Source organism: Caproicibacter fermentans, assembly GCF_014303955.1.
GTDB classification, from domain to species: domain Bacteria; phylum Bacillota; class Clostridia; order Oscillospirales; family Acutalibacteraceae; genus Caproicibacter; species Caproicibacter fermentans.
In genome coordinates, this window is the sequence record NZ_CP060286.1 from 3,152,447 (window position 1) to 3,165,069 (window position 12,623).

Genomic DNA, 12,623 nt, shown 5'->3' on the forward strand with positions numbered 1-12,623 from the left:
GATTTCGAGAGTAAAAGTACTTTCGGACGAAAAGAGAGGGACACTCTTTCAAAAAAAACCAAAAGATACGTTAGTGTATCGACTGAAGAGCCGAAACGACTCTAAGATAGATATAAACGCCTTCGGGTGATTATATACCATATTTTAGAGAGTTTGATCCTGGCTCAGGACGAACGCTGGCGGCGTGCCTAACACATGCAAGTCGAACGGAAACAGATTGAAGCTTGCTTTGAACTGTTTTAGTGGCGGACGGGTGAGTAACGCGTGAGGAACCTGCCTTTCAGAGGGGGATAACGTCTGGAAACGGACGCTAATACCGCATGACATTTTGTTGCCGCATGGTGATAAAATCAAAGGAGCAATCCGCTGAGAGATGGACTCGCGTCCGATTAGCCGGTTGGCGGGGTAACGGCCCACCAAAGCAACGATCGGTAGCCGGGCTGAGAGGCTGAACGGCCACATTGGGACTGAGACACGGCCCAGACTCCTACGGGAGGCAGCAGTGGGGGATATTGCACAATGGAGGAAACTCTGATGCAGCAACGCCGCGTGAGGGAAGAAGGTTTTCGGATTGTAAACCTCTGTCCTCAGGGACGATAATGACGGTACCTGAGGAGGAAGCTCCGGCTAACTACGTGCCAGCAGCCGCGGTAATACGTAGGGAGCAAGCGTTGTCCGGATTTACTGGGTGTAAAGGGTGCGTAGGCGGCACTGCAAGTCAGGTGTGAAAACCATGGGCTTAACTTATGGATTGCACTTGAAACTGTGGTGCTTGAGTGAAGTAGAGGCAGGCGGAATTCCCGGTGTAGCGGTGAAATGCGTAGAGATCGGGAGGAACACCAGTGGCGAAGGCGGCCTGCTGGGCTTTAACTGACGCTGAGGCACGAAAGCATGGGTAGCAAACAGGATTAGATACCCTGGTAGTCCATGCCGTAAACGATGATTACTAGGTGTGGGGGGTCTGACCCCTTCCGTGCCGGAGTTAACACAATAAGTAATCCACCTGGGAAGTACGACCGCAAGGTTGAAACTCAAAGGAATTGACGGGGGCCCGCACAAGCAGTGGAGTATGTGGTTTAATTCGAAGCAACGCGAAGAACCTTACCAGGTCTTGACATCCAACTAACGAAGCAGAGATGCATCAGGTGCCCTTCGGGGAAAGTTGAGACAGGTGGTGCATGGTTGTCGTCAGCTCGTGTCGTGAGATGTTGGGTTAAGTCCCGCAACGAGCGCAACCCTTGTGATTAGTTGCTACGCTAAGAGCACTCTAATCAGACTGCCGTTGACAAAACGGAGGAAGGTGGGGACGACGTCAAATCATCATGCCCCTTATGACCTGGGCTACACACGTACTACAATGGCCGTTAACAACGGGAAGCGAAGCCGCGAGGCGGAGCAAAACCCCAAAAACGGTCTCAGTTCGGATCGCAGGCTGCAACCCGCCTGCGTGAAGCTGGAATTGCTAGTAATCGCGGATCATCATGCCGCGGTGAATACGTTCCCGGGCCTTGTACACACCGCCCGTCACACCATGGGAGCCGGTAATACCCGAAGTCGGTAGCCTAACCGCAAGGAAGGCGCCGCCGAAGGTAGGATTGGCGACTGGGGTGAAGTCGTAACAAGGTAGCCGTATCGGAAGGTGCGGCTGGATCACCTCCTTTCTATGGAGACCCGAGCAGATGAAACATTCTGTTCCAACATCCAAGGTCGGTTACGGATGACTTATTATCCAATCGTTGTTTAATTTTGAAGGCCTCGCAGGCTGAGCCTGCACGCACGACGCGCTGAAGCAGACTGGAAACAGAACGCCGAACGCCGCGGAAATGGGTGCGGAGGAAAGCCGGCGGCACAAAGGTCTTGTGTTCGCGGCAAAGCGGCCCGGGAGACCGGAAAGCCAAAGCGCGGCGAAAGACACTGTGTGTCGGTCTTCTCAGAGATAGCATAGGAAGAACCAATCAGTTGAATAGCTTCCAATACGGGGGTATAGCTCAGCTGGGAGAGCGCCTGCTTTGCAAGCAGGAGGTCAACGGTTCGATCCCGTTTATCTCCACCAGCGGACTGAAGTCCGCGGTCACGACGCGCCGGGGCGTTTCAGAAATGAAAAGGCTCGCGGTCGCGGAGAGAACCGCAGAGGAAGTCTGCAAAATACTGGCTATAGTGGCAGAAAGACCGGATAGCCTCAAAGCCGGAGAAATATGGGCTTATAGCTCAGCCGGTTAGAGCGCACGCCTGATAAGCGTGAGGTCGGTGGTTCGAGTCCACTTAAGCCCACCAGCAGGCTGAGCCTGCATGCACGACGCGCTGAAGCATTCTGGAGACAGGAAGCGGAATGTCGCGGAAATGGATGCGGCAAAAGTCTGGAAACGGCAAACAGGAAGCGAAAGCGGAATGGGAGCCAAAATTACATACGGGGTTTCAGTCCGCGACAGCAAGTTTGGGAAACCAGCGGGCAAAGGCGCGATGAAAGACACTGTGTGTCCATATGATGTTCTGGTCCATGCAAATGGAAAAGAGTATTGTGTGTAATCTGATGGCTGGGAAAGGCCGCGACAGGCAAGGTTCTTTGAACTGAAAGCTGACCCGCGACGTGCGTCAACCTCAGGTTGTACCTTGAAAACTGAATAAAGCGAGAAGCAGATAAAGCGAGAAAAAGTTGTTATTCTAACAAGATTAATCTGATAGAAAAACTACAATTTTGAAGAACCAAAGAATCACATGGTCAAGCTACAAAGAGCGCAAGGGGAATGCCTTGGCACTGGGAGCCGAAGAAGGACGCGGCTAACTGCGAAAAGCTATGGGGAGCCGTAAGCAGGCATTGATCCATAGGTGTCCGAATGGAGCAATCCGGCTGGAGTCATGTCCAGTCACCGTGGAGTGAATTCATAGCTGCACGGGGGGAACCGCCTGAACTGAAACATCTAAGTAGGGCGAGGAAAAGAAATCAACCGAGATTCCGCAAGTAGTGGCGAGCGAACGCGGAAGAGGCCAAACCGTGGGCAGCAATGCCCGCGGGGGTGTGGACAGCCAAAAAGTACGCAATCCTGAGCAGAACGGCATGGAAAGGTCGACGAAAGAGTGTGAAAGTCACGTATGCGAAGGGAAAGCGCAGTGGGCTGTATCCCGAGTACTGCCGGACACGTGAAACCCGGTGGGAACATGGGGGGACCACCCTCCAAGCCTAAATACTACCCAGTGACCGATAGTGAAGAGTACTGTGAAGGAAAGGTGAAAAGCACCCCGGAAGGGGAGTGAAATAGAACCTGAAACCTTGTGCTTACAAGCACCGAGAGCCCGTCAATGGGTGATCGGGTACCTTTTGTAGAATGGTCCGGCGAGTGAATGTAACTGGCAAGGTTAAGTCCTTCAGGGACGGAGCCGCAGGGAAACCAAGTCTGAACAGGGCGTATGAAGTCAGTTGTATTCGACCCGAAACCGGGTGACCTACCCATGTCCAGGTTGAAGTGGGGGTAAAACCCCATGGAGGACCGAACCGACTCCCGTTGAAATGGTAGCGGATGAGGTGTGGGTAGCGGAGAAATTCCAATCGAACCCGGAGATAGCTGGTTCTCTCCGAAATAGCTTTAGGGCTAGCCTCGTATTAGATTACCGGAGGTAAAGCACTGAATGGTCTAGGGGCCGAAAGGCTACCGAAGCCTATCAAACTCAGAATGCCGGATAATTGATGTACGGGAGTCAGACAGTGTGAGATAAGTTTCATTGTCGAAAGGGAAACAGCCCAGACCCACAGCTAAGGTCCCTAAACACGGTTAAGTGGCAAAGGATGTGGGGTTGCTTAGACAACCAGGATGTTGGCTCAGAAGCAGCCATTCATTAAAAGAGTGCGTAATAGCTCACTGGTCGAGTGACCCTGCGCCGAAAATTCAACGGGGCTAAAATCGTGTACCGAAGCTTGGGATGCTCAAATATTCTCCATGCTTTCAGGAAGTTGAGAAGCGGAATCTGGCGGCGCGGAAGCGCTGCGGAAAGCCTCTTTCCCGCACAGAAGCGGAAGAGGAAGGAAAAGGTTCCGGATCAGCGGGCGCAAAGCGCCGCGAAATTTCACAGTAAGGTTGAAATGGAGCGCCGATTGAAGGTTTGGAGAATGTTTGAGCATGGTAGGAGAGCGTTGAATGAGAGTTGAAGTCGGAGCGGAAGCGCCGGTGGATTTCATTCAAGTGAGAATGCCGGAATGAGTAGCGAGAAATATGTGAGAATCATATTGGCCGAAAGTCTAAGGTTTCTGGAGGAAGGTTCGTCCGCTCCAGGTAAGCCGGGAGCTAAGGTGAGGCCGAGAGGCGTAGCCGATGCACATACGGTTGACATTCCGTAGCCGCAGAAGGATTTAAGTAAGATGACACCTGCAAAGGGCATGACCCGGGCGTTGGTTGACCCGGGCGTAAGGGACCGAAATCAAGTAGGGAAGCATGCGCAGAGCAGGGCGAGAAAAGTCTTATGGGATATCCGATGCGCCCGTACCGCAAACCGACACAGGTAGACAGGAAGAAGATTCCAAGGCCAACGGGAGAAGGGTAGTTAAGGAACTCGGCAAATTGACCCCGTAACTTAGGGAGAAGGGGGTGCCTCAGAAATGAGGCCGCAGAGAATAGGCCCAGGCGACTGTTTAGCAAAAACACAGGTCTCTGCCAAATCGAAAGATGACGTATAGGGGCTGACACCTGCCCGGTGCTGGAAGGTTAAGAGGAGATGTGCAAGCATTGAATTGAAGCCCCAGTAAACGGCGGCCGTAACTATAACGGTCCTAAGGTAGCGAAATTCCTTGTCGGGTAAGTTCCGACCCGCACGAAAGGTGTAACGATCTGGGCACTGTCTCAATTACCCGCCCGGCGAAATTGTAGTACCGGTGAAGATGCCGGTTACCCGCGACAAGACGGAAAGACCCCATGGAGCTTTACTGTAGTTTAATATTGGGTTTCGGTAATTTATGTACAGGATAGGTGGGAGACTGTGAAGCGGCGGCGCTAGCTGCCGTGGAGTCACCCTTGGGATACCACCCTTAAGTTGCTGAAATTCTAACCTGCGGCCGTGAATCCGGCCGGGGGACATTGTTAGACGGGCAGTTTGACTGGGGCGGTCGCCTCCAAAAGAGTAACGGAGGCGCTCAAAGGTCAGCTCAGCACGGACGGAAACCGTGCCAAAGAGTGTAAACGCGTAAGCTGGCCTGACTGCGAGGATGACGGTCCGAGCAGAAACGAAAGTTGGAGTTAGTGATCCGGCGGTATGAGAGTGGAATTGCCGTCGCTCAACGGATAAAAGCTACCCTGGGGATAACAGGCTGATCTCCCCCAAGAGTCCACATCGACGGGGAGGTTTGGCACCTCGATGTCGGCTCATCACATCCTGGGGCTGTATTCGGTCCCAAGGGTTCGGCTGTTCGCCGATTAAAGTGGTACGCGAGCTGGGTTCAGAACGTCGTGAGACAGTTCGGTCCCTATCTGTCGTGGGCGCAGGATATTTGAGGAGAGCTGTCCTTAGTACGAGAGGACCGGGATGGACGCACCTCTGGCGCACCAGTTGTCATGCCAATGGCACAGCTGGGCAACTATGTGCGGATCGGATAAACGCTGAAAGCATCTAAGCGTGAAGCCGACTCCAAGATTAGATATCCCACAGCATAAGCTGGTAAGGCCCCTTGAAGACTACAAGGTTGATAGGCTGCGTGTGTAAGCACGGTAACGTGTTCAGCTTGGCAGTACTAATAGGCCGAGGGCTTGACCATATTTTTGGTTCGACCCTTCATTTCCCTTTTTCTGCTTCCAGTTTTGTTCAGTTTTGAGGGTACGATATGTATCTGAAAAAGCAGCGCGGGAAGTTCCCGTAAGCCGATGGTTTAATCGCCGGAGGCGCGTGCTGACCGCATGGTCTATGCACCATTAGCTCAGTTGGTAGAGCACCTGACTCTTAATCAGGGTGTCCCGGGTTCGAATCCCTGATGGTGCACCAAGAGGAAGTCGGAAAGGGGTCAGGGACCCTGACCTCCGTGCCGGCTGAAAAGATGTTGGATATGGCCCGTTGGTCAAGCGGTTAAGACAGCGGCCTCTCACGCCGTTAACGTGGGTTCGATTCCCGCACGGGTCACCAAGTTTGATCATTAAATAGTTGAATATAGTTGGTGTCGATTGCGATGAGGGTACACCCGTTCCCATTCCGAACACGGAAGTTAAGCTCATCTGCGCCGAAGATACTTGGCTGGTAACGGCCCGGGACAATAGGTGGTGCCAACATCTTCATATTCCTCAATAGCTCAGCCGGTAGAGCATGCGGCTGTTAACCGCAGGGTCGTTGGTTCGAGTCCAACTTGGGGAGCCATAAAAAGTCGTCCGCGTTCGTGGACGGCTTTTTTGTTGAAGAAAATTATTTTACAGGCGCGCAATCACTTGCAGCCGCAGATTGGGCGGGTTTTACCCGGAAGGCGGGAAAAGCAGCGGATGATAACCCACATACTGCAAGAGACGGTTTGTGCGTCGTACCTGACCAAAGATTAAATAGTTAAGCAAAGTTGATCGATTATGAAACATTTTTTAAATGTACTGCATACAGTAATTGTGATAAGTCCATTACAGAAGGCGGTTGTTTAAAAAATGCACAATCCATAGTCAAATCTGAAGGTGTTTTTATATGAGCATACAAATAAATGAATAATTTAAATATGAACTTGCAATTATTACTTGAGTGATATATAATAAGGCATCAAGATTTAACGGTGTTTGAGCAGCACCGGCGAAATCGAATCACCATTCTTATACCAGCAGGCGGATATGAAATATCGGCAAAGGCGCCGGACCTATTTAATAGGTCCGGCGCCTTTTTGGGTAAGAACAGGTGCGCATTGGGGTATGAATCGAATCAAGAACGGAGGGTCATTATGAATTTTGCTGTTATGCAAACGGGGCTACAAAATATTCTTTTATCAGCGGTGAGCGCGGCTTCGCTCCCCGCAGAGCTGCTGACTTCCATTAATACGGTATGGACTCTGATTTCCGCGTTTCTGGTGTTTTTTATGCAAGCCGGATTCGCAATGCTGGAAACGGGCTCAACACGTTCGAAAGGCGCCGCCAATATTATGATGAAGAACCTGATGGACTTTTGCATCGGGTCCATCGCGTTCTATTTTGTCGGTTACGGCTTGATGTTCGGCCAAAGCGTGGGGGGCCTGTTTGGCGGATCGGATTTCTTTGGGACGATTGATCATACGATTTCGGTTTGCGGGATTCCGGTCGATGCATTTATTCTTTGGGAGACCGTTTTCTGCGCAACCGCCGCGACCATTGTATCGGGTGCCATGGCGGAACGCACCAAATTTATTGCTTACTGCATCTACAGCGCGGTCATTTCGCTGGTGATTTACCCGGTCGCGGGCCACTGGATCTGGGGCGGCGGCTGGCTTGCCCAAATGGGCTTCCAGGATTTTGCCGGTTCCACGGTTGTTCACTCCATCGGCGGTTGGGCCGCTCTGGTCGGCGCAGCGATGCTTGGGCCCCGTATCGGCAAATACTCAAAAGACGGAAAGCCCAACAGTATTCCCGGCCACAGCATTACGCTTGCCGCGCTCGGCGTCTTTATTCTTTGGTTTGGTTGGTTTGGATTTAACCCGGGCTCTACTCTGTCCGCGCTGACGCTGGGCGACGATGGAAAGTTCAGCATTGCGTCAATCGGGACCATCGCGATGACCACCAATATTGCCGCAGCGGCAGGCGCTTTCGCTGCAATGATCTACACGTGGTTCAAGCACAAAAAGCCATCCGTCAGCATGGCGCTGAACGGAGCGATCGGCGGATTGGTTGCAATAACCGCCGGCTGCGCCTATGTCAGCATTGAAGGCGCTCTGGTCATCGGTTTGATTGCTGGCGTGCTTGTGGTCGCGTCGATTGAATTCTTTGAAAAGGTTCTGAAAATCGATGACCCGGCGGGCGCGATCAGCTGCCATTGCACCTGCGGCGTTTACGGCACCTTGATGGTCGGCTTGTTCGATACCAGCAAGGGCCTGTTCTACGGCGGCGGACTGGGACTGTTCGGTGTTCAGCTGCTTGGCGTTCTGACTGTCGGCGCATGGACCGCGGCAACAAGCTTTGTGCTGTTCAAAGTTCTGAAATCCACGGTCGGCCTGCGGGTCAGCGCGGAAGAAGAGCTTGCCGGACTGGATGTTTCCGAGCATGCAGAGGAAGGTTATCCTGATTTTCAGCAGATCGATACGATCCATATGGCGTGATTCGAAATACGAACTATATAAGCGCCGCCCTGAATGGGCGGCGCTGTTTTTTTGCATTTTTCCGTTAAACATATTTATTCTGAGAAATGCGTGGATATTTCGAGCAAAAAAATAAGGCCAATGTTGCTGAGCATTATGAAATAACGCTAAATTTAATCGAGAATATCAGACTAAAATAGCAATATTTGCACGGTTAAAAAACAGAAGAGCAAAAACCGCTGTTGTAATTCCAATGAGGAAACGATAAAGTTAAAATATAGATTATTTAATAACCTGATAGAAAACAGGATGAAATTGATGGGAGGAAGATATTATGAAAAGGTTATTAGCTGTTCTTTTGTCCACCCTGCTTTGCGGGGGGACCATGGCCGGCTGTTCAGGAGGAGCAAATCCGGTCGGCTCAAAAGCGGATGCCGCCGTTTCGCCCGCAGCTGAGGCCGGCAGCGAAGCGGTTAGCAGCGAGGGCATTCCGACGGATCCGGTTACTCTTCGATTTGAATGGTGGGGCGGAGATGATCGCCATGAGGCAACATTGAAGGCCATTAAAAAGTTTGAGGAAAAGTATCCCTACATAACCATAAACGCCGAGTATGCTGGCTTTAACGGAATGCAGGAAAAGGTCAACACTCAGTTTGCGGGGCATACCGCGCCGGATATTGTCCAGGTAAATCACGATTGGATTCCGTCGCTTTCACCAGACGGCAAGGGGTTTTACGACTTGAAAACTCTTGGCGGCATTATCGACCTTTCCCAGTGGGATGACAGTACTCTGGAATTCGGGATGAGAAAGGGGAATCTGAACGCGATTGCCGTTTCGGTTACCGGGCGCAGCTTCTTCTACAACAAGACTGCTTTTGACAAGCTAAACGTCGGCATTCCGAAGACGTGGGATGATCTGATTGAAGCGGGCAAAAAATTCGAGGCGGCCGGCAAAGACATGTATCCGACGGACCTTGATACCGGCAGCGGTTATACTTCCTTTTACGCGGCGGTTGCTTACGAGCAGCAGAAAACGGGCAAGGAATTTTTGGACCAGAATGGAAAGATCGGGTTCAGCATCGATGAGATCAAAGACGCGCTCGATTTTTATATGAAACTTGAAAAGAACCATGTCACAAGAACACAGAAACAAATTCAAAACGACGCCGGAACGACACCGCTGTACCAGACAGACAATTTCATTTCCGGCAAGGTCGCGGGCATGTTGGAGTGGAGTTCATCCGTCGGCAAATTCAGCAAGGTGCTGACCGAAAAGAAGAGCGAGCTGGTTTTGGGCGAACTGCCGGAGTTGTCGGGCGCAAAAATGAGCGGCTGGTTGGAAAAGCCGTCCCTCCTGCTGGCAATCAGCGCGGAAACAAAATATCCAAAACAGTCCGCTTTGTTCCTCAACTGGCTGCTGAACGACCCTGACGCCGCGGTCGTCCTCGGTACATCGCGGGGCATTCCGTCCAGCAAAGCGGCAATGAAAGCACTCTCTGCCTCGGATAGTAATTTGGAAAAGGACCTTTCCTATCAGGGAACCTTGCAGATCATGAATTGCAAACCGGTGCTGCAGAGTCCTTACATGAACAATTCCGACATGGCGCAGGCCTACATCACGGCGGTCCAGTCCATTTCCTACGGCACGGCGGATACCCAAAGCGCCGCGCAGACGCTTTATGATACCATGCAGAGCGTCCTTTCCGGTATTGTTGAGTAAAAGTATGTTTTGATAAATTCCTCTGACAACGCGGGCACGCTGTATGGAAGACCGCAGCGTGTCCGTATGCTCTGAAATTAGCATAGCAAGCGGAGAGAGATGAGTGGAAATGGAAGCTACTGCATCGGACAATAAAAGAAGTCAGAAAAAAACGAAGTCTGCACGCAAATTGGGGGAGAGCCGTTTTCACGGGCTGCTTTATGTGGCGCCGTGGTGTATTGGGTTTCTGCTGTTTACCTTGTACCCGTTTATCACATCCTTTTACCTCAGTTTCACCAGGTTTAATCTGGTAACCGACCCCAAATGGGTCGGTCTGGCAAACTATATCCGGTTATTTCAGGATCCTATCTTCAAAAAGTCGATTTCGGTTCTGTTTGAATATGTCGTGATGGAAGTCCCGCTGAAAATTGTATTTTCTCTGCTGATCGCGATGATTCTGAATATGAAAATCAGTGGAATCAATTTTTTTCGTACGGCGTACTACATTCCATCCATTCTGGGTTCTAACGTGGCGATCGCGGTGCTGTGGAAGTTTATTTTCCAGTCAAACGGTCTTGCAAACCAAGTCCTAGCCGCTTTTGGCGTGCCGCCTGTTGGGTGGTTCGGGGAGCAGTTCCCCGCCCTGATGACGATCGCGTTGCTGCGCGTATGGGAATTCGGCTCCACCATGGTTATCTTTCTCGCGGGTCTGCAAAGCGTTCCGGGAGAACTGTATGAAGCGGCCAGTGTGGACGGCTGTTCCAAAATAAGGCAGTTTTTCAAAATCACGGTCCCGCTTTTAAGCCCGACGATTTTTTATAATCTGGTGATGCAGCTGATTATGGCATTCCAGGAATTCAACGGACCTTATCTGATTACATCCGGCGGGCCCCAGCACGGAACCTATCTGCTTTCCATGTACATTTACGATCAGACCTTTAAAAGCTATAAAATGGGTTACGCCGCGGCGATGAGCTGGATTCTGTTTGTCATTATTCTGGTATTCACGCTGCTGGTATTCCGCTATTCCAAGTACTGGGTCTTTTATAACGACGATGGAAAGGGGAACGACAATGCTTGATGCACTGGTCAAAAAGCAGGTCCGTAAAGTGATTTTATATGTTATTTTGATTGCCGTAAGCATCGTTATGCTGTATCCGATGCTCTGGCTGTTCGGCGCCAGTTTTAAAAGCAACGCGGATATCCATTCATCCATCTGGTTTATGCCGAAATCGTTCAGTGCGGAACCGTATCGGCACGGCTGGGTAACAGGCTCTGAGTATACTATGGGGCACTATTTTCTCAACACGTTTAAAATGGTAATTCCAACCGTAATTTTCACGATCGTTTCCAGTGTTCTGACGGCCTACGGTTTTGCCAGATTTGAGTTCCCCGGTAAGAAAGTGCTGTTTTCTCTCCTGATTGCCACAATGCTGTTGCCGGTCATTATCCTGAGAATTCCGCAGTACGTCATGTGGGGATGGTTTCGGGTTCTGGATACCTACACGCCTTTGGTGCTGCCCCATCTGTTCGCGAGCGATGGAGTTTTTGTGTTTTTGCTGATTCAGTTTTTTAGAAGCATTCCGAAAGATTTGGATGAAGCTGCGAAGATAGACGGCTGTTCCCGCATAAATACGTTAATCCGCATTCTGGTTCCGGTGATTAAACCGGGGATTGTATCCATCGGGCTGTTTTCTTTTATGTGGTCGATGAATGACTTTATCGGGCCGTTAATCTATATTTCCAGCGTAAAAAAGTATCCGGTTACGATTGCGCTGCGCATGTCGATGGACGCGACCGGCAACGGGTATGATGAAAATCAGATTATCGCGATGTCCGTCATCAGTCTGATTCCGTCGATCATAGTATTTGCGCTGGGGCAGAAGCAGTTTGTGGAGGGCCTGACGACAGGAAGTCTTAAGGGTTAGCCGTTTTGTCCTTATGCTCCGGGCTGTAATATCTGCGGTACTGAGTCGGCGACATTCCGGTACCCAGCTTAAACATCCGGCTGAAATGGGCGCTGGTGTTGAACCCTGTTTTTGTCGCGATGCTGCTGATCGAACATCCGGTGGTCTCCAGCAATTTTTTTGCCGCGCGGATCCGCACGCTGTTGATATATTCGACCACGGATAAATTTGTCGTCTTTTTAAACAAATGGCTCAGATAATAGGGACTGATATAAAATTGGGCGGCTATTCCTTTCAGATTTAGCTGAGATGTATAGTTCTTTAAAATAAAAGCGATGATCCTATCTACGGTCTTATTACTCAGCTTTTCAGAGTTCTCATGCCGTGCCGCCTGTTCTTCGGCACAGCTTTTCAGGGTAATCAGCAGTTCGGCAAGCAGGGCGCGGCGCAGAACGACCGCTTCCGGAGAGTTCCTGCCGTTCAAATCGTACAACCGCTGAAAAATGCTCTCAAACAGGCCCTGCAGTTTCATGGAAACGGTCAAAACTTTGATGCCGAGGCTGAAAAAAGAAAAAGGGTCAAAGCCCCAGTCCCACGACCGGCCGAAATATTCAGGATTGAAATTCAGTACATAGCGGGTGTGAGGGGCATCGCCGGAGGAGGCAGTTTTATGTATTTCGTCTGGGCCTATGATGACGATGTTGCCGGCATTGACGGGGTATACGGAGTCGTCGATGAAATATTTCCGGGCCCCTTCGGCCAGATAGTAAATTTCATATTTTTTGTGCATATGAAAGGTTTTCATGTCATA

The 12,623-nt window shown here is 50.8% G+C and carries 6 protein-coding genes, 5 tRNA genes and 3 rRNA genes; 13 read left to right on the forward strand and 1 reads right to left on the reverse strand.

What is annotated here, in order from left to right:
- Positions 1-141: 141 nt before the first annotated feature.
- The 13 genes from HCR03_RS15700 to HCR03_RS15760 all read left to right on the forward strand — a co-directional run bounded on the left by HCR03_RS15700 (position 142) and on the right by HCR03_RS15760 (position 11,833).
- A 16S ribosomal RNA gene (locus tag HCR03_RS15700) occupies positions 142-1,661 on the forward strand.
- A gap of 316 nt (positions 1,662-1,977) precedes the next feature.
- Positions 1,978-2,053: transfer RNA gene (locus tag HCR03_RS15705), tRNA-Ala, on the forward strand.
- Positions 2,054-2,197: 144 nt separating this feature from the next.
- Positions 2,198-2,274 (forward strand) — tRNA-Ile (locus HCR03_RS15710).
- Between the two features lie 15 nt (positions 2,275-2,289).
- A complete protein-coding gene (locus HCR03_RS15715; RefSeq protein WP_066649249.1) occupies positions 2,290-2,526 on the forward strand; it encodes a hypothetical protein in 237 nt (78 codons plus the stop codon).
- A gap of 191 nt (positions 2,527-2,717) precedes the next feature.
- Positions 2,718-5,737 (forward strand): 23S ribosomal RNA (locus tag HCR03_RS15720).
- A gap of 148 nt (positions 5,738-5,885) precedes the next feature.
- Positions 5,886-5,961 (forward strand) — tRNA-Lys (locus tag HCR03_RS15725).
- 63 nt (positions 5,962-6,024) lie between these two features.
- Positions 6,025-6,099 (forward strand) — tRNA-Glu (locus HCR03_RS15730).
- Positions 6,100-6,126: 27 nt separating this feature from the next.
- A 5S ribosomal RNA gene (gene rrf / locus HCR03_RS15735) occupies positions 6,127-6,242 on the forward strand.
- The 16S, 23S and 5S rRNA genes sit together here with 5 tRNA genes alongside, the layout of an rRNA operon.
- Before the next feature lie 9 nt (positions 6,243-6,251).
- Positions 6,252-6,327 (forward strand) — tRNA-Asn (locus tag HCR03_RS15740).
- 556 nt (positions 6,328-6,883) lie between these two features.
- Entirely contained in the window at positions 6,884-8,227 is a 1,344-nt protein-coding gene (locus HCR03_RS15745) for an ammonium transporter (protein ID WP_066646328.1), read from the forward strand.
- Between the two features lie 313 nt (positions 8,228-8,540).
- Positions 8,541-9,926, forward strand: a complete 1,386-nt coding sequence (locus HCR03_RS15750; RefSeq protein ID WP_066646326.1) for an ABC transporter substrate-binding protein — start codon at positions 8,541-8,543, stop codon at positions 9,924-9,926.
- 109 nt (positions 9,927-10,035) lie between these two features.
- Positions 10,036-10,986, forward strand: coding sequence for a carbohydrate ABC transporter permease (locus HCR03_RS15755; RefSeq protein ID WP_207727280.1), 951 nt, complete (start codon positions 10,036-10,038; stop codon positions 10,984-10,986).
- Entirely contained in the window at positions 10,979-11,833 is an 855-nt protein-coding gene (locus HCR03_RS15760) for a carbohydrate ABC transporter permease (protein WP_228724992.1), read from the forward strand. The genes HCR03_RS15755 and HCR03_RS15760 overlap by 8 nt, the downstream gene beginning before the upstream one ends.
- On the opposite strand, the gene HCR03_RS15765 is transcribed toward HCR03_RS15760, so the two are convergent.
- Positions 11,823-12,617: a helix-turn-helix domain-containing protein gene (locus HCR03_RS15765; protein WP_066646324.1), complete on the reverse strand. Its 795-nt coding sequence runs from the start codon at positions 12,615-12,617 to the stop codon at positions 11,823-11,825. The genes HCR03_RS15760 and HCR03_RS15765 overlap by 11 nt on opposite strands.
- Positions 12,618-12,623 lie beyond the last annotated feature (6 nt).

Coding starts and splice junctions, on each gene's coding strand:
- HCR03_RS15715 (WP_066649249.1), top strand. CDS start 2,290: ATGCACGACGCGCTGAAGCATTCTGGAGACAGGAAGCGGAATGTCGCG.
- HCR03_RS15745 (WP_066646328.1), top strand. CDS start 6,884: ATGAATTTTGCTGTTATGCAAACGGGGCTACAAAATATTCTTTTATCA.
- HCR03_RS15750 (WP_066646326.1), top strand. CDS start 8,541: ATGAAAAGGTTATTAGCTGTTCTTTTGTCCACCCTGCTTTGCGGGGGG.
- HCR03_RS15755 (WP_207727280.1), top strand. CDS start 10,036: ATGGAAGCTACTGCATCGGACAATAAAAGAAGTCAGAAAAAAACGAAG.
- HCR03_RS15760 (WP_228724992.1), top strand. CDS start 10,979: ATGCTTGATGCACTGGTCAAAAAGCAGGTCCGTAAAGTGATTTTATAT.
- HCR03_RS15765 (WP_066646324.1), bottom strand. CDS start 12,617: ATGAAAACCTTTCATATGCACAAAAAATATGAAATTTACTATCTGGCC.